This window comes from Pseudoalteromonas sp. MMG012 (genome assembly GCF_018100875.1).
Taxonomy (GTDB): Bacteria; Pseudomonadota; Gammaproteobacteria; order Enterobacterales; family Alteromonadaceae; genus Pseudoalteromonas; species Pseudoalteromonas aurantia.
In genome coordinates, this window is the sequence record NZ_JAGJEF010000012.1 from 42783 (window position 1) to 68559 (window position 25777).

The 25777-nt window shown below is 40.7% G+C and carries 18 protein-coding genes and 3 pseudogenes; 17 read left to right on the top strand and 4 right to left on the bottom strand.

From position 1 onward, the window contains the following. Positions 1–160: 160 nt before the first annotated feature. Positions 161–434 (top strand): annotated as a pseudogene (locus J8L97_RS23430) (transposase); the annotation flags it as partial. A gap of 44 nt (positions 435–478) precedes the next feature. Here the strand turns inward: J8L97_RS23430 and J8L97_RS23435 are convergent. After that, a pseudogene (locus J8L97_RS23435) lies at positions 479–700 on the bottom strand (transposase); the annotation flags it as partial. Between the two features lie 599 nt (positions 701–1299). Between J8L97_RS23435 and J8L97_RS06375 the strand changes: the two are divergent. Further along, positions 1300–2691 (top strand): annotated as a pseudogene (locus J8L97_RS06375) (tannase/feruloyl esterase family alpha/beta hydrolase). Between the two features lie 65 nt (positions 2692–2756). On the opposite strand, the gene J8L97_RS06380 reads toward J8L97_RS06375, so the two are convergent. After that, complete coding sequence (locus J8L97_RS06380; protein ID WP_211048288.1) at positions 2757–3791, bottom strand: LacI family DNA-binding transcriptional regulator; 1035 nt, start codon at positions 3789–3791, stop codon at positions 2757–2759. A 295-nt stretch (positions 3792–4086) separates the two neighbouring features. Between J8L97_RS06380 and glk the strand changes: the two genes are divergently transcribed. The 5 genes from glk to J8L97_RS06405 all read left to right on the top strand — a co-directional run bounded on the left by glk (position 4087) and on the right by J8L97_RS06405 (position 8769). After that, positions 4087–5088 (top strand): glucokinase, encoded by a 1002-nt coding sequence (glk, locus tag J8L97_RS06385; protein ID WP_210997050.1) that lies wholly within the window; start codon positions 4087–4089, stop codon positions 5086–5088. A gap of 12 nt (positions 5089–5100) precedes the next feature. Beyond that, entirely contained in the window at positions 5101–6111 is a 1011-nt protein-coding gene (locus J8L97_RS06390) for a LacI family DNA-binding transcriptional regulator (protein ID WP_211048289.1), read from the top strand. A 155-nt stretch (positions 6112–6266) separates the two neighbouring features. Then, positions 6267–6506: a YdcH family protein gene (locus J8L97_RS06395; RefSeq protein WP_192506967.1), complete on the top strand. Its 240-nt coding sequence runs from the start codon at positions 6267–6269 to the stop codon at positions 6504–6506. A 118-nt stretch (positions 6507–6624) separates the two neighbouring features. Continuing rightward, the gene (locus J8L97_RS06400) at positions 6625–8229 is read left to right on the top strand and encodes a bifunctional diguanylate cyclase/phosphodiesterase (RefSeq protein ID WP_211048290.1); all 1605 of its coding nucleotides are present in this window, start codon (positions 6625–6627) and stop codon (positions 8227–8229) included. Positions 8230–8559: 330 nt separating this feature from the next. After that, positions 8560–8769, top strand: a complete 210-nt coding sequence (locus J8L97_RS06405) for a hypothetical protein (protein WP_211048291.1) — start codon at positions 8560–8562, stop codon at positions 8767–8769. On the opposite strand, the gene J8L97_RS06410 is transcribed toward J8L97_RS06405, so the two are convergent. Continuing rightward, entirely contained in the window at positions 8761–9732 is a 972-nt protein-coding gene (locus J8L97_RS06410; protein WP_192506970.1) for a LysR family transcriptional regulator, read from the bottom strand. The two genes, J8L97_RS06405 and J8L97_RS06410, sit on opposite strands and share 9 nt — an antisense overlap. A 120-nt stretch (positions 9733–9852) precedes the next feature. Between J8L97_RS06410 and J8L97_RS06415 the strand changes: the two genes are divergently transcribed. From J8L97_RS06415 to J8L97_RS06430, 4 genes are all read left to right on the top strand, one after another. Further along, positions 9853–11040, top strand: a complete 1188-nt coding sequence (locus J8L97_RS06415) for an efflux RND transporter periplasmic adaptor subunit (protein ID WP_211048292.1) — start codon at positions 9853–9855, stop codon at positions 11038–11040. 1 nt (position 11041) lies between these two features. Next, on the top strand, positions 11042–14215 hold the full coding sequence (locus J8L97_RS06420) for an efflux RND transporter permease subunit (RefSeq protein ID WP_211048293.1): 3174 nt from the start codon (positions 11042–11044) through the stop codon (positions 14213–14215). A gap of 112 nt (positions 14216–14327) precedes the next feature. Then, entirely contained in the window at positions 14328–15326 is a 999-nt protein-coding gene (locus tag J8L97_RS06425; RefSeq protein ID WP_211048294.1) for a zinc-binding dehydrogenase, read from the top strand. Between the two features lie 347 nt (positions 15327–15673). Then, positions 15674–16258: a phospholipid-binding protein MlaC gene (locus J8L97_RS06430; protein WP_192506974.1), complete on the top strand. Its 585-nt coding sequence runs from the start codon at positions 15674–15676 to the stop codon at positions 16256–16258. An 83-nt stretch (positions 16259–16341) separates the two neighbouring features. On the opposite strand, the gene J8L97_RS06435 is transcribed toward J8L97_RS06430, so the two are convergent. After that, the gene (locus J8L97_RS06435) at positions 16342–17142 is read right to left on the bottom strand and encodes a DUF2989 domain-containing protein (protein ID WP_211048295.1); all 801 of its coding nucleotides are present in this window, start codon (positions 17140–17142) and stop codon (positions 16342–16344) included. A gap of 144 nt (positions 17143–17286) precedes the next feature. On the opposite strand from J8L97_RS06435, the gene J8L97_RS06440 reads away from it, so the two are divergent. From J8L97_RS06440 to J8L97_RS06465, 6 genes are all read left to right on the top strand, one after another. Continuing rightward, positions 17287–18732, top strand: coding sequence for a glyceraldehyde-3-phosphate dehydrogenase (locus J8L97_RS06440; protein ID WP_192506976.1), 1446 nt, complete (start codon positions 17287–17289; stop codon positions 18730–18732). A gap of 186 nt (positions 18733–18918) precedes the next feature. Continuing rightward, positions 18919–20046: a M14-type cytosolic carboxypeptidase gene (locus J8L97_RS06445; RefSeq protein WP_211048296.1), complete on the top strand. Its 1128-nt coding sequence runs from the start codon at positions 18919–18921 to the stop codon at positions 20044–20046. A gap of 68 nt (positions 20047–20114) precedes the next feature. After that, positions 20115–21791, top strand: coding sequence for a sodium:alanine symporter family protein (locus J8L97_RS06450; RefSeq protein WP_210997062.1), 1677 nt, complete (start codon positions 20115–20117; stop codon positions 21789–21791). 103 nt (positions 21792–21894) lie between these two features. Continuing rightward, a complete protein-coding gene (locus tag J8L97_RS06455; protein ID WP_192506979.1) occupies positions 21895–22221 on the top strand; it encodes a hypothetical protein in 327 nt (108 codons plus the stop codon). A gap of 1 nt (position 22222) precedes the next feature. Continuing rightward, the gene (locus J8L97_RS06460; protein ID WP_192506980.1) at positions 22223–22504 is read left to right on the top strand and encodes a YeaC family protein; all 282 of its coding nucleotides are present in this window, start codon (positions 22223–22225) and stop codon (positions 22502–22504) included. Next, a complete protein-coding gene (locus J8L97_RS06465; RefSeq protein ID WP_211048297.1) occupies positions 22494–25175 on the top strand; it encodes a DUF349 domain-containing protein in 2682 nt (893 codons plus the stop codon). Before J8L97_RS06460 ends, J8L97_RS06465 begins: the two co-directional genes overlap by 11 nt. The last annotated feature ends 602 nt before the right edge of the window (positions 25176–25777 follow it).

Here is a 25777-nt window from a genome sequence, read left to right on the forward strand (position 1 = left end):
CGCGCTCACTTTAATTAATATGTTGTAAATTTTAAAGGTGGATACGCCTACGCATTTGTACCCATAATAAATTGTTAGAGCAATTGTAGTGGCATTGTTGATTTGGTCACCGATTGAGCAAGAAATGTTATGTGGTTTAGCACATAAATTTGGGTAAGAAATGACGCAGTTAAAACGCGTAACCTATTCTGCGGCAATTAAATTAGAAACAACTCAGCTGGTGGTAGACCAAAGTTATATACAAGAAGAAGCGGCCAAAGAAATGGACGTTGGTAAATTAACGGTGAGCAAACGGGTTAATCAGCTTAAATAAGAACGTAGAGATCAACTCTCGACAGCAGCAACAATGACACCAGAACAAATACAAATTCGTGAGCTTAAAAAGCAAATGCAACGTATTGAGTTAGAAAGGGCATACTAAAAAAGGCTACAGTCGCTTTTTTAGTATCGATTTTTCTCGCTCTAAGCGATTGATTCAGGCGTCAAGCTCATGAATCTTTTGTTGCTCTGGGGTCACTGCTTTGGATTTAGGTATTTCACTGTTTCGTTCAATCTCAAGCTGTTGTACCCAGCACCTTAAAGCGGTTTCATCAATATGCAAAGCGCGACATGCTTTTTGGAGGAAGTAGCCTTTGCCTCAAACGAAGCAAGCGACTTCAAGTTTGAATTCTTTACTAAATGTTCGACGCTTTCTTGCCATTGGACACCTCTAAATATTCGGATTTATGGAGCCACAATAAACAAATTGAAATTAACAAGTAGTCGCTAATGTAGTCGTTAAGTGATCAGACTTAAAAAATGAGTGATGTTGTAAATTCATAGGTTTGGGAAAAGTAAGCGGTACACCTAAATTGATGTAGAAACAGTATTTAATGCTAACAAAAACAGCTATGCATGGGGGCCAACTATTTAGTCCTCTCAATATGACCAATTCTTATTTCTTACTAAAAAACATTAAATCAAACTTTTTCATTATCGTCATATCACTATAGCTGACTTATCAGTTATGACTTTTCCCATATTTAAAGGAGATAAAGGGATATGATGAATACGTTACATAAAGGTGCGCAAAGCTTTATGTCTTTGGCTGTTTTAGCTGCACTAAGTTACTCCCAAATTTCACAGGCTACAGCTGAAGTTAGCCAAGTGGAAGTGCGCGCATGTGCTGCTTTACAATTTGCTGATTTTTCCAAATTAGAAGGCGGTGAAGCGGCGGCAAATGTGATTAAGTCGCGGTTTGTACAAAGCTATACGATGAGTGATGAAGCCGCGAATTGGGCGTATAAATATAGCCGCTTAATGGGTGCGCCAGTCGACAGAGCTGCAAAAGACCTACCCAACCATTGTTTAGTTGAGGGCTATGTAACGCCCACAATTCGTTTTCAGTTGAGACTTCCTGCAAGGGCGCTGTGGAACCAAAAATATTTGCTCAACGCATGTATGGGGTTTTGTGGCGAGGTAAGCCCTTATCCGAGTATGGCTGGTATCATCAGAAAGTATGCGACGATGAGTCATGATGGTGGTCATACTGCTTATGGGTTTGATGGCAAATGGGCAAGGAACAATGAACAGTTAAAAATTGACTTTGCGTATCGCGCCAATCATGTTGTGGTCGTGGTTGCTAAAGAGATTATGGAAAAGTATTACCATAGCAAGCCGCAATATTCGTTTATTACAGGGTGCTCAAAAGGTGGCCATGCGGGGGTGATGGCGGCTAAACGTTATCCAAACGACTTTGATGGTGTGATTGCCCGAGGGCCAACAATTAACTATACCGACGTAAACTTAGTGAATTGTATGGATAACGCCAAAGCCATTTTAGATCACAATGACCAACCCATTTTAAACCTTGATGATGTGGCGATGATCGCAAAGGCGGTGATGAGTGAATGTGATGGTGATGATGGCATTATAGATGGTGTTATTGGTGATCCGCGTATTTGCTCGTTTAAACCCGCTACATTGCAGTGTGAGGCTGGTAAGGTAAAGAACTGTTTATTGGAAGATAAAGTCGCAGCCGTTAATGCCTTATATGCACCTTCTTTAAATAGTCAGGGTGAAGAAGTTTTTGGAGGGCTACCTTAAGGTTCTGAGCCTGAGCGGTTAGGGTGGGCTGCGCCTCAAATACCGCAATTGAAACCATTTTACTACTACGCTGCGACTGAATATTTAAAATACATCGCTTATCCGAAAGCGCTTGATATTGACTATGACTGGCGAGATTTCTCGTATGAAGATGAACGGCAAAACTTAGCTGAGGTGAGTCAATTTATGAACGCGGATGACCCCGATTTGCGAGCGTTTAAACAAACCGGCGGGAAAATGCTGATCTTACATGGTTGGTCTGATGCCGCAGTGCCTGCTTACGCGACCATTGATTGGTACGAAACAGTCGATGAGTTTATGTCACAGAATCAACTGAACGTCAGAGATTTTGCGCGGTTATTCTTATTACCAGGGGTTGTACATTGCGGAATTGAAGGGCCGGGCCCCAGTACTTATGATGCGTTAACGGCATTAGAAAACTGGGTTGTTGGGGGAGTAGCGCCTGACAGTTTACTCACAAAGAAGGAAGATAAAAGTGGTAAGGTTGTCCGTACTCGGCCTGTTTTTCCTTATCCACTGTCCGTAAAATATGATGGGAAAGGGAATACCAATAAAGCCACCAGCTTTTATGCGAGCGAAGATTAACCTACTCGTTTTTAAACAAAATAAATTCAATTTCAAAGCAGATTCAAAGCGCTAATGGTCAAATGTTAGCGCTTTGTGTGAGACGATGCTCTAACTACCAGTGATGGTGGGAGTAATGTTGATTCGACCGTTTCACCTTTTATCAACGAGAGTAAATTACAGACTAGCATCTGACCAGCGAGTGTGGTGTTTTGTTGTACAGTGGTAAGTGAAGGCGAGACATAACTGGCAGCAGGAATATCATCAAAGCCGACAACATGCACATCTTCGGGCACATTAATACCGGCTTCTAGTAGTGCGCGTATTGCCCCGATAGCAATCAAATCACTGGCTGCGAATAATGAGTCGAAGGAAATATTATTGGCAATTAAAGAATTGGTTGCGTGATACCCAGACTCTTCAGTAGAAATGGCGTTAGCGATTTTTCGGTCGTTCAGGGTGACCCCATACGTGTCAAATTGATCTTTAAATCCTTTGTAACGAGAGAAAAATTCAGGGCTGTGATTGGACGCATCACCAATAAACGCACAATCGGTCCGATTTAACGCATAGAGATGTTGCGCGGCAAGTTGCCCGCCACCATAGTTGTCACAGCTGACGGTAAGGTCTGGGTGGTTATCAACGGTTGCACCCCAACAGACGAATTTAGTATCTTGATCAAGGAGTTGCTGTAGTCTAGATTGATAATCTAAATAATCACCGTATCCCAGTAGAATGATCCCATCAGCGCGATGGCTATCTTCATAGTCGGCGCGCCAGTCAGAGCTACTTGATTGAAAAGAGACGAGGAGGTCATAGCCCTCTTTGGCACATGCTCGGGTGATACTGCCCAGCATACTAAGAAAAAAAGGATTAATTTGAGATTCATCAGTCGTCGGGTCTTCAAAGAGTAGCAGCGCCAATGTACTACTTTGTTGTGTCCGTAAGTTACTGGCATTCTTATCTACTTTATAATTGAGTTGATTGGCAATGTCGTGCACTCGTTGCCGGGTTTCTTCATTCACTAACGGACTATTTCTGAGAGCACGTGAAACCGTTGATTGTGATACCCCTGCATAATGGGCAATATCGAATGATGTGGCTTTACCTTTATTTTTCATATGGCTCTCAAATCAATGTAACCTGAACATTGTCAGGGTTTACATAAATATTTCAACCAATTTCGTTATTCTACTAAATTTTTATTGATGAAATGTGACACCGGTGTCATAATGAGGGCGTTTTATCATTTTGTTGTCAAAACGTATTCGCTGTCCATTTTATGTGGGCAGCATTTTTTTACGTCAGTTAACGTGCAAAATTAACTGATTGACGAATGGAATAAAGTGCAGGGGAGTGATAGCTCTATGCATAATAACAAAGCGTGATAAGCGCAATGACAAAAGAGAAAACAGCATGAGCCAGACAACACACATTCAGGTGAATAAGTTTGACCCTATCATCGTTGCTGATATTGGGGGAACAAACGCGCGTTTTGCCGTTATCACACAGTACAACTGCGATACTTACCAATTTACGATCTCTCACCAGGCCACTTTTCCAAGTGCACAGTTTCAATCGTTTGAGGCTGCGTTAGATTGCTATTTAGCACAATTAAGTATTGAAACCCCCAAACGAGCATGTTTAGCTGTTGCAGGCCCTATCAAAGCAAATCAAGTCTATTTGACCAATTTAGGTTGGCATTTTAATAGCCAAGATCTTAAAGATACCATGCGTTTTGATGAACTGTCTGTTATTAATGATTTTGCAGCATTTGCTTATGCAGCCCCCTATTTAGATCCAAATAAAAATATCACCATAAAGTCGGGTCAGGCTGAACAAACTGCGAATATAGCCGTTATGGGTCCGGGGACCGGCTTTGGTGCTGCCTGTTTGGTGAGAGATATTAATGGGTGTGCTGTTATGAGCTGTGAAGCTGGGCATATTTCGCTGGCACCGGTGACGGATTTAGATAGAGCATTGGTCAATGAAATGCGCTCAGAGTTGCAGCATATCTCCATTGAGGATGTCTTTTCTGGCCGCGGCTTAGCGCGTCTATATCGAACAATGGCAAAGGTTAAAGGCATAACACCTTTAAACTTAACCGCAGCGCAAGTCAGTGACAAAGCGTCAGAGTGCGAAGTGTGCGATGCAACCTTGAATCACTTTTGTGATTGGATAGGCAGTGTGGCAGGGGACTTAGCTTTGACGTTTGGTGCATTGGGGGGCGTGTTCATAGGGGGAGGGATTTTACCTAGAATGTCAGATCGCTTATTATCAAGTCGGTTTGTAGAACGATTTACTGAAAAAGGGTTAATGTCGCAGTATGCCGGGCAAATACCGGTGACATTGGTTGTACAAGACAATATACCACTCATAGGTGCAGCTGCATGCATTCATGAGCGTAGCCAAGGTTAGGGTTTGGACTGAATGAAAAAAGTTACCATTAATAGTGTTGCTACGTACGCAGGAGTATCAAAGAAAACGGTTTCTCGTGTGCTAAATAATGAACCAAATGTAAGCCCTGCAACGCGAGAAAAAGTCCTTAAGGTATTTAAGGAGCTGGATTATACACCGAACCCTATCGCAAGGGGATTGGCCCGTAATCGTAGCTTTATTATTGGTTGCTTATACGATAACCCGAGTAAGAGTTATATTACCCGGGTGCAAAGTGGTGCATTGGAAGCGTGCCACAAACATTATTATAATTTGTTGATACACCCTTGTGAGCTACGCGGGGATGCGCTCATCGCAAATATTGAAAATCTACTGACTACATCACGACTTGATGGTTTAGTATTAACCCCGCCTTTTTCAGACTCAATTGAATTGATTGAATTTCTAAAACGTAAGAATGTGAATTATGCACGTGTCGCGTCTGCAATTGAAGACGATGAGTCAATATCGGTACGCAGTAATGATGAACAAGGTGCGTTTGAAATTACAGAACACTTAATAGAATTAGGTCATGCTAATATTGCCTTTATAAAAGGACACCCAGATCATAGCGCGACCGAACAGCGTTTTTCAGGTTATCAACGCGCGCTTTCAACCCATAACATTGCATTCAACAATGCATTGGTGGCAGAAGGTAATTTTAGTTATCACTCTGGTGCTGATAGTGCAAAGGCCATATTAGATATAACACCTCGCCCGAGTGCGGTGTTTGCCTCCAACGATTATATGGCGGCTGCGGTACTTAAGTTGGCTACACAGCGCCATCTTAAAGTGCCAGAGGATATTTCTATCGCAGGTTTTGATAATGCCCCTATTGCACGCCATATTTGGCCGGGTTTAACAACCATTGCTCAACCCGTGGAAGAAATGACGCGTCAGGCGGTTGAGCTCTTAATCAACCAAATAGGTGGCGCAGACGTTGGCGTATTGCAAACAACACTTGAAGCAAAGCTGATCACGAGAGAATCAACGGCAAAGCCGTAACGCTTTTTCAAAATTGCTTTCTTATCGGCTCGAAGGTAATTTCGGGCCTTTCTTATGTCTTAGATCAAAGACTGATCCTGCCCTTTACGTAATATTAATTCAGTAGCCAGTGGATAATAACTGGTATGAACTCAACGTAAGAATAGGAAATCAATATGAATATAGAGCGTCATAGTCTGGCTAAAGAGTTGCCAGAGTTCAAAGATAAAATTCACCATTTGAAAATGAATGATCGTCACTTTTCACGTTTATTTGATGATTATCATGAAATTGACCATGCGGTCATTCGTATTGAAGATGGGGTTGAAAATACCTCAGATGCCTATCTCGAATCGTTAAAAAAACAGCGCTTGCAACTTAAAGATCAGCTATATCATATTTTGCGAAATAGCTAGCAGGGCTGCACAGAACTGAATCGGGGCGTCTTACATTGAAGCCTCGATAACCTGTGCTCCAGCAGGTTAGCAATAATAAACTATACTCAAAGCATATTTGTTGCATAGGTATGCTTAGGTGAATTTACTTGCATTATTTCTAGTATTATTTGGTGCGTTAGGCCTGTGTTTTTCATTAAAGTCAGCAGTAAAAATTTGTCAGATCTCATCTCGGATAGGATGGCGAGTATTATTAGGCCTGATCTTATTCTTTATTCTTGGTTATATCACTTTTTCTGCTTATTTGTTGCAGCAAAGCCAAGCGAATATGCTTGATGTTGGCATTTCATTTATTTTGTTCTTCGGGGCTGTCTTTGTCATTATTATTAATGGTATGTCGCAAGAGAGTTTACAAGAGCTGGCTAACATTATAGAAAAAGAACGTTTTAATGCCCATCATGACTATTTAACGCGTCTAGAGAATCGACAAAGGTGCATGGCAAAAATAGCCGATCTGCAAAGTGCAGATATGGACTTTGCATTAATGCTCATAGATTTAAATAACTTCAAACAAATGAATGATGCAATTGGCCACGTGTTTGGTGATAAAGTCCTGATAGGGCTGGCTGAACGTTTTACTCGCGCACTATTGCCACATAATTCTATTTATAGAATGGGAGGAGATGAGTTTGTCATTGTGATTCAAGGGCGTCAAGAAACAGATATTTATGCGCAAAATAACGCCTTATTGAGCGAACTGCATGCACCATTAATTGTTGACGAGCTCAGTGTGGATATTCACTATAGCGCAGGCACAAGTGCCTATGACAGGCAGCAGCCCAAAGATGCTGTTACCTTACTTAAGCAAGCTGATATTGCCATGTATAGCGCAAAACGCACAAAACAAAGTTTAGTCATTTTTGATGCGTACTTTCACAAAGACTCTGATGATGAATTTCATTTAATTAGCCGTTTAAAAACAGCGTTAAATGGAGGGGAGTTGACGGTTTACTATCAGCCAATTGTTTCAGCAAAATCAGGTGAAATTCATGGGGTAGAAGCGTTACTAAGGTGGCCGCAAAAAGATGGCTCTGTGATAATGCCAGAAAGTTTTATTGCTATTGCTGAAAATAATAACATGATTCGACAAGTCAGTTTATTTGTGATCAGTCATGTTTTTCAAGATTTACCACAATTGCTGCAAGCGGAGCCTAATCTAATTGTACATGTCAACTTATCGAGTCAAGATTTCATAGGCAAAGATCTGGTGAATTTACTCGCAGCTCAGGTTAATCATTCTCAAAAAAGTGCACAGCATGTTATGTTTGAGCTAACTGAAAGCATGATGATGACTGATTTGGATCAGGCTAATGAGCTAGTCGAAATTCTGATTGAAATGGGTTTTTCAGTGAGTATTGATGATTTTGGTACTGGGTTTTCCTCCTTCTCGCTGTTGAAAGAGTTGTCAATCGCGCAAATAAAAATTGACCGTTCATTTATTGATGATTGCATTAACAATGAAAAAGACAAAGTGATTGTGGAAACTGCAGTATTCTTAGCGAAGCGTTTGGGCTGCAGTGTGGTGGCTGAAGGGGTCGATAATGATAGTGTGATTGATTATTTAATTACGTTAGAGTGTGATTACTTTCAGGGGTTTAAAATTAGCGAAGCGTTGCCCTTAGCGGCGTGTATCAAATGGATTGAGTCATCAGGTATGGTGAAATCTGCGCTACGTAAGTATTAGGGGCTATTGATCTTTACTGTTCTATTTTTGTTCTCTTTGAGCATGCTTTTATCGCGGCGCTTAATATGTGGCCTAGTGATCTAAGCGAATATTAAGCAACAAAGAGAAAGGGGTGCTCAAAAGAACCGGTAGGCAGCGCTTGATTGGCTTTTCTACTATGTTATCGGCTGACTCACATGGAATAACCATGCTACGCAGCCTCTGCCTTGTATAAAATCCAATCAAACTGCTGCAAAAATGAATCTGAAAGATCAACAGCCCCTAAAATGAACAGTTTTATGATGTGGCTCGGTCTATTGAGTAAGCGTTATTAAATCTGGGTTTAGTACAATGTGTAGTTCTGTAAAACCAAGTCGTCGAACACAGTCAAAGAGCAATACCGATATTACTGAGATGAATACATCGCAGCGAGCACGCTTTACCACAGTGGCAAACATTGCGACAGAGCGTCGAGCTAAGTTGCATAAATACCATCCAACTAAGAAACAGCCAAACAATCTCTCTTGGTGGCATTGGTTGTTGTCACTTTTATCAAAATAGTGGCCTTGCCTTTGGTGACTCAAAACCATACATTGCAGAGTAATTCGGTATATTGTTTTCCCAAATTGGCGTATCTTTACCAATATATTCTCTGATAGCATCGAAAAAAAGCCGAGTCCTAACAGGCAGATCCCGATGTGGATAGACCGCGTACATCGCACTGTAATCCATGAGTTTAACATCGGTTAAAAAGGGCACGAGCTCACCGCGTTTAACTTCTTGATCAACTAAAAATGCAGGAACCACGCAAAATGCGGTGTCAGAAAGTACTTTTAACAGAATGAGATCTCCATCATTTGAACGAAACACGCTCTTAATTGGCATTTCCTTCGCATTGTCATCTACGTCAAAGTAACTAACGCCAGTAAAGCGTAGGCCTTCACTTGCATATGTTGCCGCAGGTAACTCGGTAAGTTCATCGATGTGCTTAGGAGTGCCATATGTTGCGAGAAATTGGGGGGTTGCGAGCATGACGAGTCGGTTTCGCGCTATTTTTCTGGCGATGAGCGAGGAATCTTTGGGCTCACCGACTCGAAATGCAAGGTCAAAACCTTCTCCAACAATATCAACGAGTCGGTCTTCTAAACGCAACTCAACTTCAACTTGTGGGAAGCGTTTTTGAAATTCATTGATCACGGGCTGCACATACCGTCGACCAACGATAGTTGAGCTGGTTATGCGCAGTAAACCTTTAGGCTCTGTATGATAATTTTCGGCAAGTAACTGGGTTTCACTCAGAAGCTTTCTCAATTCTTGTGCTTTTTTTACCATTTCAGCGCCGGCTGCGGTTAACGAAAAAGAACGCGTGGTTCTATTGAGCAAGCGGACGCTCAGCTCATCTTCTAATCGACCAATTTGTTTTGATATCACGGAGCGATCTATATTTCGTATCTGCGCCGCCTTGGCAAATGAACCTCGTTCTACGACGTCTAAAAACATGAGTAATCGTGTGCCGATATCCATTATCTTCTCTTTGTAATGACTATTGGTGTTATTTTGGCACTAAAGAGTTTAAAAATCGATGCTTTTTTGTCTTTTATATGACCGTTACACTGTGCCGTATTATGATTTGGAGGTCTAAAGATGAAAAAACCACTACTTGTACTATCAATTCTTGCCGGTTTGGCATATCTATCAGGTTGTACGGAAACGCATGCAGAAACTAAAGCACCTGCAACACAAATGTTTAAGCAGCCGATTGATATTGCACAAGTACAAAGTTACCCCGTGCAATCTTGGTTTACGTATACCAGCCGACTAGAGGCGGTTGAATCGGTAAGCTTGCGACCCCGGGTTTCTGGGGTTGTTGACTCGGTTAATTTTCGAGAAGGGCAGAAGGTCAGCGCGGGAGACTCGCTATTCACTTTAGACCAAAGACCTTTCCAAACAAAAGTTGCAGAACTGACTGCGCAGTTAGCCAGTGCAAATGCGGTATTACAACAGGCAAAAAATGAGTCTAAACGTGCGGAGCGGCTGTCTAAGAGCAACTCAATCGCACAAGAAGAACTTGAAAGTCGTCGTTCTGTTTTAGCGCAACGTCAAGCGGATGTGTTTGCGACACAAGCAAAGTTAGATGCTGCACAGCTAGACTTAACATTTACACAGGTTATAGCGCCGATAGATGGGGTGGTTTCTCGCGCAGAGATCACAACAGGAAATACAGTACAGGCGGGGCAAAGTGAATTGACTCACATTGTATCTGATTCTCACTTATATGCGTATTTTGATATCAATGAGCGGACTTGGCAAAATGCTTTCGCAACCTTAAAAGGTGATAAACAAACGCCCGTATTAATGCAGCTAACGGCCCAGCAAAGTTTTGCTCACCAAGGTGTGATTGATTTTGTTGATAATCGGATCAACGAGCAAACAGGTACATTAAGAGTACGCGCCATTTTTGATGCTGAGTCACATTTAAAACCGGGAGCATTTGCACGTATTCGTCTCGCAACAAGTGATATTAAAGAACAAGTATTGGTGCCCGAAAAGTCAATTGGTACTGATCTGAAAAACCGATTTGTACTGGTAACCGATGAAAACGATGTTTTGCAATATCGCTTAGTGACGCTAGGTGAAAGATACGGAACATTGCGTGCCATTATTTCGGGCTTACAAGTGGGTGATAAAATTGCAGTCAATGGGCCTGCGCGAGTTGGGCCGGGCATGCCAATCTCTCCAAAGATAGTAGAAATTAGCACAAAAGATCAATTACTCGTATTAGGTAATACCCAGCACGTGTTGCCAGCGTTAACAATGCAGCGAGGAGAATAGTATGTCGTTTTCTCACTTTTTTATAAAGCGGCCTATTTTTGCAGCTATGCTGTCACTGGTGATCCTCATAGCGGGTGCAATTAGCTTGTTTCAATTGCCGGTGAGTGAGTACCCGGAGGTGGTGCCACCGACGGTTGTGGTAACTGCGAATTACCCTGGTGCGAACCCTAAAGTCATTGCTGAAACCGTCGCCACACCTTTAGAGCAAGAGATCAATGGTACTGAAAATATGCTGTATATGTTTTCACAGGCGACCAGTGATGGACGTATGACATTGACCGTGACGTTTGCATTAGGTACTGATCTGGATAGAGCGCAAGTACAAGTTCAGAACAGAGTAAATAGCGCATTGCCACGTTTGCCTCAGGAAGTTCAACGCTTAGGCGTCGTTGCTGAAAAGGCATCACCAGATCTTACTATGGTGGTCCATTTGTTTTCACCAGAAAAGACCCATGATACTGCTTATTTATCAAACTATGCCGATTTATACGTAAAAGACCAAATCGCCCGTCTTCCAGGTGTGGGGGACGTACAATTATTTGGTGGTGGTAAGTACGCTATGCGTGTTTGGTTGGACCCAGATGCATTGGCCGCGAGCCAACTTACAGCGATGGATGTCGTAAGTGCGCTTCGAGCGCAAAACCAACAGGTTGCTGCGGGTAGTTTAGGTGCTCAGCCTACAGCGAATGAAGCTCAATTTCAGGTACTGCTTAATGTCAAAGGTCGCTTAAGTAGTATTGAAGAATTTAATAAAGTTGTTATCAAAGTTGGTAGTAATGGCGCATTGACACGTCTAGGCGATGTGGCACGAATTGAACTAGGTCAGAATTCATATGCACTTCGGGCAATGTTGAACGGGCAGCCAGCATTAGCAATGCCTATATTTCAAAGACCGGGTTCGAATGCAATCGAGTTATCAGATCAGGTTCGAGAGACAATGAAAAGGCTGAGTCACTCTTTTCCAGAGGGTGTTGAATATGACATCGTCTATGATCCAACTGTATTTGTAAGAGGCTCAATTGATGCGGTAATTGCGACATTGTTGGAAGCGATTGTATTGGTTGTTTTAGTTGTGATTTTATTTTTGCAAACATGGCGTGCATCTATTATTCCGCTTATAGCAGTACCCGTATCTTTGGTTGGCACATTTGCAGTTATGCAATGGCTAGGAGTGTCTATAAACACCTTATCACTGTTTGGGCTCGTACTCGCCATTGGTATTGTGGTGGATGATGCGATAGTGGTTGTGGAAAATGTTGAACGTAATATTGCGAAAGGACTGAGCCCAGTTGAAGCAACGAAAGTCGCTATGAATGAAGTAACAGGCCCTATTATTGCGATTGCGCTCGTCTTATGTGCTGTGTTTATTCCTACTGCGTTTATTACCGGTTTGTCGGGGCAATTTTATAAGCAATTTGCACTAACCATTACTATTTCGACGATTATTTCTGCAATTAACTCTTTGACATTATCACCGGCTTTGTCTGCGATGTTATTAAAGCCTCATGGCAGTAAACCAGACTTTTTGACCAGAGTATTGAACACATTGTTCGCTAAGTGGCTATTTAATCCATTTAACCGGTTTTTTGATAAAAGTAGTGCAGGGTATGAAAAACTTGTCAAAAAGTTGATTAGGATGTCGGCTGTTATTGCAGTGGTTTATATTGCACTACTGGGTTCAACGGTAAAGCTCTTTGATATGGTGCCTGGCGGCTTTATTCCGGCACAAGACAAACAGTATTTGGTGGCCATTGCACAATTACCGGATGCGGCGAGCTTAGATCGTACCGAAGACGTTGTGAAGCAAATGGAACAAATCGCACTGCAAGTGCCAGGTGTTGCAAATACCGTTTCTTTCCCTGGCCTATCTGTGAATGGTTTTACGAATAGCCCAAATGCAGGCATTGTATTTACGCCATTGGAACCATTTGAGGATCGAACAGATCCAAGCCAGTCGGCGATGGCAATTGCCATGGAACTAAATAAACGCTTTACGGCAATTGATGCGGCGTTCGTGGCTGTATTCCCGCCGCCACCCATTCAAGGGCTAGGTACTACGGGTGGATTTAAGCTACAAATAGAAGATCGTGACAACAAAGGTTTTGAGGCATTATTCGCGGCATTGAATACAGTGACCAATGAAGCACGAAAAGACCCTGCGTTAACGGGCTTATTTTCAAGTTTTAGAATACAAGTGCCGCAAATGGATATTGACATAGATCGCGAACAGGCCTTGATTCAAGGGATCCCTTTATCGGAAGTGTTTCAAGCCTTGCAAGTTTATATGGGCTCGCTCTATGTTAATGACTTTAATTTGTTTGGCAGGACATATCAGGTAACGGCACAAGCACAAGCGGAACATCGTTTAGACCCGAAACAAATATTGAACTTAAAAGTACGAAATGCCAGAGGCGATATGGTGCCATTGGGATCTGTGCTAACGGTGACGCCAACGACAGGACCGGATCGAGTGATGCATTATAATGGCTATCCAAGTGCTGAGTTAAATGGTAGCCCCGCACCCGGTTTTAGTTCAGATCAAGCTCAGCAAGCAATGGAAGCAATACTTGCAAAACATTTACCAATAGGTATGGCTTTTGAGTGGACAGACGTGACTTATCAGCAAATATTAGCGGGTAATACTATGATGTACATATTTCCACTGGTTGTACTATTAGTGTTTATGGTTCTGGCGGCACAATATGAAAGTTTACGCTTACCGTTGGCAATTATATTAATTGTCCCTATGACTATTTTCTCTGCATTACTTGGAGTGTGGTGGATTGGTGGAGACAATAATATTTTCACTCAAATTGCATTAATCGTACTGGTCGCATTAGCGTGTAAAAATGCCATTCTTATGGTGGAGTTTGCAAAAGAGCAGAATGATGCAGGACAGAGTTATTTTGAGGCCATTATCGAAGCATGCCGTTTACGATTAAGGCCAATTTTGATGACTTCGATTTCGTTTACCGCAGGGGTTATCCCATTAGTGATGGCATCCGGCGCCGGTGCTGAAATGCGCCATGCAATGGGGATTGCGGTATTCTTTGGTATGATAGGTGTGACGGTATTTGGACTATTATTCACGCCCGTATTCTATATGCTTGTAAATCGTAGAAGCCCCAAAGCGGTTGAGCAAGAGCAGCAAGCGGCAGCCTCTTGTAAAGTTTAGGTTGAGACAACCTTAATAGAATGTTCTAATAATTGACACAATATTGGCTCATGATAGTGAGTCGGCACGGACGCCATAAGTCATTACGTAATGTATTAAAGCTGAGAGAGTTATGGTTGATTTTCCAAACAAAATGAAAGCAATTTTATTGACCGGGGTTGGTCCGGACTTTAAATTGGAGAACGCACAGATACCTATGCCTGTGTGTTGCGACCAAGAAGTACTGGTGAAAATCGAGTATGTCGGTTTAAATGGTTTGGATGCCAAGTTTGCTCAACAAGGCACACCTTGTTGGCAGTACCCTCGAGTGTTTGGGTTAGATGCGGTTGGTACTGTTGTTGCTGGGCCCAAAGGTGTGCATCCAGAAGTTGGCACTAGGGTCATGTGGCATAACGATATAGCCAGTGAAGGGGTACTAAGTGAATATGTAAAAGTGCCTAATTTTGCATTGACTGTATTACCGCCGGACATTAACCCAGCAGTTGCAGCTAGTTTACCAACTCCGGGTATGACCGCCCTTATTGCCCTCTACAAGCTGCAATTAAATGAGGGCGATACGGTGTTTATTGAAGCTGGAAATACATGTGTTGGACAGTTGGCGATACAAATGGCCAAACAGCAAGGGTTAACAGTTGTCACAACGTCGCCTAAACAGTGTAAAACGGCCTTGAAAAAACTCGGAGCAGAACTGGTCATTGATGATAAAGAAAATGATATTGCAGAGAAGATCCAGCAGTACTTTGGTGTTGATAATGTTCAAGGGATCATTGACTTATCAGGTCAAAATACCAATAAATTGCTTGAGCTGTTGCAATTTTGTGGTCGCATAAGTTGTGTGTCAGGGTTGGCTAAGCTTGATGAGTCATTGCTCTTTATGAAAGCTCCAAATATTGGCATAGTTTCTCTGCCTGGTGCGTGGTTGGCAAAAAGTATTTGTGCTCAGCAACGGATGTCATTTTTGGGTAATGTTTTGACTGATTATTTACAGCAAGAGCAACTGTGTTTATCTGAAAAAGAAATTATTGCATTTGATGCTGAGAATATTCACTCTGCGTTGTCTGCACGTATGACAGGTACGAGCCATTTTTATCAAGTCGTTAAAGTCGCATAGGTAGTATCATCTTGAAATATAAGCACATAAAGTACTGTTGTGTGCTTACATCTGCGGGTCTAAAGCGTGTAATGACGTCTTCTACTATTTTGATGGATGCAATATTCAGTATCTAACTGAATTTAATCTAATTTTTTATTTTTATTCTTGACACATTTCTTCAATATTCCTTACAAATTCTCACATTTATTTTGTCAATAATTAGATAAAATGCGTGTTATCGGAATATGTTACGACCTTTAAATTTAATTGGTGCCGCAAGGGCATCAAATATGTGCTTTATTGTATCTTCTTTAGCATGATGTTTTTACGTAACATAGCACTATTGAACATTGAGGATGTTACTTATGAACAAATTACTAGTTGCCACTTTATTTCTTTTTTCTACATTTAGCTTTGCCGCTGAATCGCCATTTCAGTTGATAAATCAAGTTGGCGACAAAATGTTTGCAGATATAAAGCATGTGAATGCGGATGGAAATGCAGACAGCAGCACCATGAAAAACATTGTTCGTAGTCGGTTGATGCCTCACATTGATGTTAAATTTGTTTCGTTCAAACTATTAGGTAAACATATTAAAGGGCTTAAGCGTGCAGAGGCGGTTGAATTTATTTCTGCCGTTGATAATTATTTGGTTAGCACTTATGCATCGGCTTTGTTGCAATACAAAGGGCAAGAAGTCATATTTGAAGAGTTGCCACTGAGTAAAGAGAGTGACTTTGCAACTGTGAAAGTATTGATTAAAGAACAAGCTGGTCCAGATATTGATATGCATTTCAAGTTTAGGCAAAGTAAAGATGGTTCTTGGAAAGTGTATGATATGGTTGCAGAAGGTATTTCTTTATTGAGTGCAAAACAAAAAGAAATCACAGGAAGAATATCGCAAGTTGGGTTAGCGACAGTGACCAATGAGTTAAAAAGCAAAGTGTAAAAATTTAACTTTCCGACTTAAAGTTAAAGCTAAAGAGCGGCCCGATTGGGAGCGCTCTTTTTTTGTATTCAAGCTGTGAGTGATTAAAACTCCCTTGGTGAAACAAATGTACCATCATGGATATTATTAAATGTTTCAGCTGCTAAGTCATCAAGTGGCGCAAGAGACTGACCTCTACTGGTGATTTGATGTGTAACTGGCAATATATCGATGTCTTCAAACCCTGACATCAAAGCAACTTTAGAAAAGATATACGCATGCTTAAACTTTCTTTGTTTAAAGAATAGGCTAGTAAGGGAGGTATACACTTCAATATTCGGCTTTTCACCTTCTTTGTTGAGCTCAAGTACTCTATAAAGCAAGTTAATGGTTTTTTCGTCATCAAACTTTGCGTAATACGAGGCTAAGAATAATTGAATTTCTGGATCAGAGGTGACTTTTGGTGAGTCTTCCATTTTGAGTAGTTTATTCATCGCTGTTTGATTATTGTTGCGAGACCAATGGTAGTAAAGTAACCCTGGGTGTGTTGTATCGAGAGAATCTTGGTAAATTCGATTCATTTCTTTTAGGCTCGTAAGGTGCCCTTCAACACGTGACGTTGTTTTTTCTTTTAATTTAATATGTTCAATTTTAGCAGCCAAAGAAACACACTCATCATACTTTTCAAACAACTTTAATAATTGATACGCGTTATCATCTGTAGGGTCTTTGTATTCTATATATCTGGCAATTGTTACTTCAGCACGCTGGTCTTTACAATGGCTATCTTTATTTAAATCGGTACAAAAGCCAGGTGTTTCTTTACAAACACGACTCAATGTAAGTGGCTGATCACAAGCCACAAGTAGCAGTGTTGATAAGACAAGGGATTGTCTTAATACCATTTTCGTTTCTCTCTTTCTTCTTATATTTACCATTTTAACGCAATGATTTAATCGGTAACAGTGGAGAATCATAGCAGTTTAAATTAGAATACCATTGCCCAGAAGGGCTATCCGTTCAAAAAATTGTTTATTAGGCAGAAAAAAATGACCTTATCTCACGAGCAAGAATATCAAAATAGTTGGCAAGAACGCCAAGATTACGCAGAAAACATGCAGCCAATTATTGGCCGTTTATACCGTAATTCAGGTATTGAAATCGCCATCTATGGTCGTCCTCTTGTAAATACCAGTGTTATTGATGTAATTAAAGCACATAAAACAGTGGCACGCTTTGAAGAAAGTAAATTGCGTTTACGTGAAAGCTTCCCGTTCTTAGAAGCGATTAGCAAAATGGACCTCGCACCAGCTCGCATTGATCTTGGTAAATTAGCTTATGCATATATTTACAAGAATGCAGGCGAAGGCCGTTCAATCGAAGAGTATCTTAATGCTGAACTGTCTGAATTATTAAATAAAGGCGATGGCCAGAAACCAAGAGATGTTGTTTTATATGGTTTTGGTCGCATTGGTCGTTTATTGGCGCGCTTATTGATTGAACGTGGCGGCTCTCACGCTGATTTACGCCTTCGTGCAATTGTTGTTCGTGGTGGCCGAGACGGTGACTTAGAAAAACGTGCAAGCTTATTACGCCGTGATTCAATCCACGGTCCGTTCAACGGGTCTATTACAGTCGATCATGAAAAGAAAGCCATTAAAGCAAATGGTAATTACATTCAAATCATCTATGCAAATTCACCAGATGAGGTGGATTACACTAAATATGGTATCGAAAATGCTCTAATTGTAGATAATACCGGTATTTGGAAAGATGAAGATGGTTTAGGGTTACACCTTAAATCGACAGGCGCAGCAAAAGTGTTGTTAACTGCACCTGCCAAAGGTGAAATTAAAAACGTAGTATATGGCGTAAACAACCAAGATATTGCAAGTGAAGATAAAATTGTTTCAGCAGCAAGCTGTACAACCAATGCAATTACACCAGTGCTAAAAGCTATCAATGATAAGTTTGGTATTAAAAATGGTCACGTTGAAACTGTGCATTCTTACACAAATGACCAAAACTTGATTGATAATTACCACAAGGCAGAGCGCCGTGGTCGCAGTGCTGCATTAAACATGGTTATTACTGAAACAGGTGCTGCTAAAGCCGTTGCGAAAGCGTTACCTGAACTTGCAGGTAAACTAACGGGTAATGCAATCCGAGTTCCTACTCCAAATGTATCGATGGCAATCATTAATTTGAATCTAAATTCAGAAACAGATCGTGATGAGTTAAATGGTTACCTACGTGATACGTCATTGTATTCAGACCTACGTGATCAAATTGATTACACTTCATCTACTGAAATTGTATCTACCGACTTAGTTGGTAGCCGCTATGCAGGTGTGGTTGATTCACAAGCGACAATTGTTGATGGTGATCGTGCTGTACTTTATGTGTGGTATGACAATGAATTTGGTTATAGCTGTCAGGTTGTACGTGTAATGCGTGACATGGCTGAAGTTGCATTTCCAAGCTTACCGCGTTAATTTGTAGTTTGTTCGAAAAAGCCAGCATTTGCTGGCTTTTTTAGTTTTTGAACGTGTATGGGTATGATACCCTTGCTGTTGTGTGTTACACAAAACTAACATTTTAGATGTGTATTTATCAAAGTAAGGTTAAACATGACGTTTAGATCTTACATATTGCAAAAAAGACTCAATTTAGGGTAAAGAATGAACATCACTAGTAACTTTGACAGTGGTAATATCAAGGTGATCTCACAACAAGATCCGCTAGATATTCAGCTTGAAATTAATAAGGACCATGAGTCTGATTTTTTCCAATGGTTTCATTTTCGTTTAGAAAGCACACCATTTTTATCTCATAAACTACATATTAACGGCTTAGAAAAATCTGCTTATCCTGAAGGATGGGAAGGTTACCAAGCGGTTGCATCCTATGACCGTCAAACTTGGTTTCGTGTACCAAGTACCTATGAAAATGGTTCATTAGTTATCGATTTTGAACCTGAGTTTTCACATACGTTCTTTGCGTATTTTGCGCCTTATAGTTATGAGCGCCATTTAGATTTAGTTTATTGGGCACAAAGCCACGATATTTGTGAAATTGAGACGTTAGGCGAAACACTTGATGGGCGAGATATCAGTTTGCTAAAAGTGGGAGAACCCAGCGACGATAAGAAAGTGATTTGGATCACCGCACGTCAACACCCTGGAGAGACCATGGCTGAATGGTTTGTCGAAGGTCTACTACATAAATTATTAGATGATGAAGATCCGCATGCAGCTGCTCTATTATCTAAAGCTGTGTTTTATATTGTACCAAATATGAACCCTGATGGCAGTGTTCGCGGCCACTTACGTACCAATGCGAAAGGCGTGAATTTGAATCGTGAATGGGCCACTCCATCGTTAGATAAATCACCTGAAGTATTTCATGTGTTGAATAAAATGCATGAGTCAGGGCTAGATTTGTATCTTGATATTCATGGCGATGAAGCTTTGCCATATAACTTTGTGGCTGGCGGAGAAGGTATTCCAAGTTATGATGCACGTTTAAAAGACTTAGAAGAGTCATTTAAATCCGCATTATTGGCAATTACTCCGGAGTTTCAAGATGAGTTTGGGTATGACAAAGATGCACCGGGTGAGGCTAACTTGACCGTTGCTTCATGTGCCGTTGGTGAAGCATTTAAAGCCTTGGCATATACCATTGAAATGCCATTTAAAGACAATGCCGACCTACCTGACCTATATTATGGATGGTCAGATAGAAGGTCTTATCAATTTGGCCAAGATACGTTAGCAGCTATTGTGAATGTAGTTGATAAATTAAGATAATAATAAAATTTCAAAAGGCAATTCAGCAATGAATTGCCTTTTATGTATAACAACAATGAGGATGAGTCATGGATGCATTTGGACAACTGCTAGATAATCTAGATGGTTTATTAGGAGGAGCTTTCTGGTTCCCATACGTTTTACTAGGTGTTGGTTTATTTTTTACCATTTACCTGAAATTTCCCCAAATACGTTACTTTAAACACGCCTGCAAGGTCGTTACAGGTAAGTTCGATAAAAAAGACCAAGAAGGAGATACCACGCACTTTCAAGCGTTAGCAACGGCACTTTCTGGTACTGTTGGTACGGGTAACATTGGTGGGGTGGCACTTGCGATTTCAATCGGTGGGCCTGCTGCATTGTTTTGGATGTGGATGACCGCTTTTTTTGGCATGACAACAAAATTTGTGGAAGTGACCTTATCTCATAAATACCGAGTGAAGACGGATGATGGTACGATGGCTGGTGGCCCAATGTACTACATGGACCGTCGCTTGAATATGAAATGGTTGGCAGTATTGTTTGCTATCGCCACTGTTATTAGCTCTTTTGGTACAGGTAGTTTACCGCAAATTAATAATATTGCTCAGGGTATGGAAGCGACGTTCGGTTTTGAACCTTGGCATACTGGTGGTGTTCTATCTGTATTGTTAGCTTTAGTTATTCTTGGTGGCATTAAACGTATTGCGGCAATTACATCACGCGTAGTACCACTGATGGCTGCTGTTTATATTATTGGTGCTTTAGGTGTGATTTTATATAACATCGAAAATATCGGTCCGTCATTCGCATCTGTATTTGTTGATGCTTTTTCAGGCTCAGCTGCGGCAGGCGGTTTCTTAGGTGCTTCATTCGCTTACGCATTTAACCGAGGTGTTAACCGAGGGTTATTTTCTAATGAAGCGGGGCAAGGTTCAGCGCCAATCGCTCACGCATCGGCAAAAGGCGACGAACCGGTATCGGAAGGCATGGTATCTATACTAGAGCCATTTATTGATACCATCGTGATCTGTACTTTGACAGGATTAGTTATTTTATCGTCTGGCGTATGGACAGAAAAATTCGATACGCACTTTGAACGTTCATCAATGACCATTGTACAAGGTAAGTTTGATGAAAATGAGCCTGCACAACGAGACGCGTTGTATAAATATTTAAATGGCCACACTGGGCATGGCGTCGAGTTGTATAATGGCGGCATTAACGTTGTTCAAGGTCGCGCAGTTAATAATGACTTTACGATTATCCATTCTCGCTCTATTGGCGAAGATATTCGTTTTGGTATTACACCGCGTCACGTTTATACCGGTGTGGTGAAAGTAGAGAATGGTGTACCAGTTGACAATAGTATCAGTATCATGGGTAAATCATTAGTGCATTCTGCGGAGCTTACAACAAAAGCATTTACGCGAGGCTTTTTTGGTGAAAATGGTAAGTACATCGTATCTATTGGCCTATTATTGTTTGCATTTTCAACCGCAATAGCTTGGTCTTATTACGGTGACCGAGCGATGATTTACTTACTCGGTAGTAAATCAGTTATGCCATATCGGGTCTTTTACGTCGCAGGCTTTTTCTGGGCATCATTTGCAGATACGACACTTGTTTGGAAGTTAGCGGCAGTTGCCATTGTGGTTATGACCTTACCTAACTTGTTTGGTATTTTCTTACTCCGCAAAGAGATGAAAGAGTCAATTGACGACTATTGGACTAAGTTCAAAAAAGAAAATCCGCAAGAAAAATAAACTCATGGTGAATGAATGTAATTGAACAAAGACATTCATTAAGAAAACAAGTAAAATGGCGCCTTAGGGGCGCCATTTTTTGTAGCATTAGGAGTAGTTATTTATGGCAATTGTGCAATGTCCTAGTTGTAATAAATCAATTTCGAGTAAAAGTATGGTTTGCTCTCATTGTCAAACACAATTAGGTGATGTAACTGAAGAACAGTTGGCTCGAATAGCATCAACTAAACGGATTCAGAAACAACAAATGTTTATTAACCATTCTTTTTTGGCGTTGATTTTATTCTTAGGTGGATTTTTATATTTGTATTGGCAGCAGCCCGCAACTGGCACAGTTCAAATGGCACTGACAAAAGCGGCGATTGGCATTGGGTGCTTTTGGTATCTCGTTAATCGTGTGATCTTGGTTTATTTGAAAAAGAAAAAGTAATATGAATATTGATAGCTTAGTTAACAATTTGACCCCAGAATTATTTGAGCGCTTACAATATGGCGCAGCAACAGGAAAGTGGCCTGATGGCACAATTTTAACGCAAGAACAGAAAGAGCAAACGGTGCAGCTGGTTATGCTGTATCAAGCAAAAGTTGCGAAGAGCAACGAACAATTCACCATAAACTCAGAGGGTGAAATGGTTCAAAAATCTAAACGCGAGTTACAGCAAGAATTCAAAGCCCAAAACGAAATAGCTAGGTTCAGTGAACATGATCTTTAAACACCTTTTTACGCCCAAATGGAAACACCCTAAAACGGAAATACGTTTAGCCGCAATCGATAAGTTGGATACAGGTAAAGATGCCAATTTATTACAAACAATTGCATTAGAAGATAGCTCAGTAGAGATCCGTAAAAAGGCACTTCATAAAGTTAACGACTTAGTTTTGTGGTGGCAGGCATATAAGCAAGACCAAAATTTAAAAGATCTTGCAGAGCAACAGATATCCAGTGCGGTATTAAACAGCAATAGCGCATTGTCAAACGACATTCGTAGTGAATACATAGACCGCTATGCGCCGGCTAAGTTTTTAGAAAAATTGGCATTTGCTGAAAAAGAACTGCAAGTTCGATTCAAATTATTGAAGCGTTTAGCGAATGCAAAATTAATTGAAAAAGCCTTTAGAGAAGGCTCTGAAGAATTACAAGTGGTCCTGCTGCCGTTGATTGAACAATATCAACTTGAAAAGTCAGTTTTGAAAGTAGCACAAGGCACTGCCCTTGCACATTTACAAGATTACTTAGAACAGCAGCGTTTAGCGAAAGTTATGCCAAAGCAAGTCGAACAGCAAACGAAAATGGTATTAGCTAAATTGAATGCACTGCGTGATAAAACCAGCTATCAATTAGTAGATGAGACGAGTAAAGCTTTATTTAGTGAATGGCAAAGTATTGAATTGAAATGGCTAAGTGAAGAAGATATTAGCATAGTTGATGATAAGTTTAAGCGTATTAGTGAAAAGCTAAACCATCATATCAGTGCGTTAAGAACTCAATATGATGATGAACAAACAGCTTTATTGGCAAAGCAGCACAAAGCTATGGCATTGGTTGAATTGGCTGCGGATATTGATGCCTTTGATATTACATTGACGAATGCATTACAGGCGTTAGATACAGAGCAATCAGTACAATTATCTGCTAAGGTGCTTGAGTTAACAGCCAGCGTAGCTACATCTGAATATCAATCAGATGTGGCGTTCATTGCACAGTTTAACCGCATTGAATCGCTACAAAAAGAATTGGCTCGTTTACCTGAGTTAGTGGTTGCTAACTCAGAAATGCAGGAAGCATTAACAGCATTAGCAGCTATTACAGCAACAGACAACTTAGCGGAGTTAGATACGAAACTGGTTGCACAAAAAGCTGCGTATGATGTCTGTAAAAAAGCACTCCAGCCTTTGCCACATTCGCTTCGTCAAGTTGCTTCAGAGAAATTACGGACGATAAGCTCAGAGTTTAAAGTCGCAATGGAGCCATTAGTAAATAAGCAAGAAGTGCACTTAAAACAGGCTCGTCGTAAAGGAAAAGACGTACAACGTTTATTAGATCAAGGTCGTTTCAACGTTGCTTTTGGTGTTTTTAATGGCTTTTTAGAAAGTTATGCCGAATTGACAGAACGTAATCAACAAAGTATTGAAAAGGTGCATACCGCTCTTTCAACTGCTTTGGCGGATGCCAGAGATTGGCAGAAATATGCAGCCACGCCAAAACGAGCTGAATTATTACTTGCGCTTGATGAAAAGTTAAAAGAAACGGATGTTGATGCAAAGAAACGCGCAGCAGAAGTTAAGTTACTGCGTACACGCTGGAATGAATTAGGTCGAATTGATACCGACGAGGAGAAGGCTCAGGCTGCGGTATTCGATGAAAAAATTGAATTGTTATTTGCACCGTGTCGTGCACATTTTGCAGAACAAGAATTACAGCGTAAAGCCGCAAAAACTGAACGAACGCAAATAATCGAGCAAATGAGCGAGCTAACCAATGCACCAACGCAGACATCAGATTTTGATTGGCGTCATTTTGAGAGTCAGTTTAATCGACTAGCAAAGGCTTGGCGAAGTGCTGGTAGCGTTGATGGTGCAGCGTATAAAGCACTTAATGAGCAATATCGAGATGCGCATAGTTGTGTGAATGGCATGTTGAAGTCATTTCATCAAGCCAATGCAGCTGCAAAGCAAAAATTAGTAACTCGCGCGCAAGAGTTAGTGTCAAGCGATGAGTTAGCTACAGCTTGCGATGAGCTAAAATCATTACAAAAGCAATGGCAAACACTTGGATTTGCCGGTGCAAAACAAGAGCATACTTTGTGGCAAACATTTAGACAGCATAACGATACGGTATTTTCTTTGCGCAGTGAGCAGTTTAATGCCCAAAAACAACAGCAGGTTGAAGTTGAGAAAACACAGAAAGCTGAGTTAGCGCAAATTTCGGATACACTTGTCGATACCATGTCAGTTGGTGAGCTTCAAGCTGTTAAAGAGCAGGTTGAAACCTTTGATGCCTTACCAAGTGTACGTAAAATGAAAGCAAGCTTAGCTAAAAAAGTTGATTCGATTTTATCGCAAAAGCAAATTCAAAGAGATAAAGAGAAGTTTGTTTCTTTGTTATCGGCACTGGAACAAGGCACAGAAATCCCAAGTCAGTGGTCTTCAACGCATAAACATATTTTAAGTGCGGAGCAGTTACTACTGCGCCTAGAAATATTGAGTAATATTGACTCTCCGACAGAGCAAAAGTCACAAAGAATGAGAGAGCAGGTGGCGTTACTCGATGATAAATTACAAGGTAATTTAGAGTCGTTTGAACAATATTTGACGGCTTATGTGAACGGCGCAGTGGAGACGTTAAATGTTGAAAGACTGGCATCTGTACTAAAAGCAGACTAGATAATGGGTTTGTATAAGTTTTAATAAAAAAGCGCCTGATAGGCGTTTTTTTATGAGAATAGCGCCATGGTTGCAACAATATCTACTTTCTCTGGCAGCTCCTAGTTAATTGTGTCGAGTTTATATTTGCTTGATCATATGAGACTCGATAGGCTCTTTGCATTTAAACAAACGAAAAATGCGGTTAAATAACGGACTGTGACGACGAACACTGAGATATGGCAGGTAAGTTTAAACGAAGATTTATCTATAATAGAAAAAACGATGACAATTGGAATGGCCACTGAATTTAAAAAATACTTAGTGTTTGTGATTCTACCTCTCACCTTTTTTGCAGTTATTGAGTGATTTATTGAAAGATCATATGTTTTTCTATGCTTCTCCACAATAAAGCACCAAACAGGTTAAATTCTTAACCCTTTGAATTTAATGTTAACAATTTAATATGCCTTCTTTACTTTCCACAAAACTCAATAATTTTTGTTTAGAATGTTAATTTTTGGTTGAATTTTGATCGTTTATTCACAATACTGAATTCCGCCTTGGTGATCTGAGGTCTGACATCTGATGTGTTGGTAATATTAGATTTAAATGACAACAAC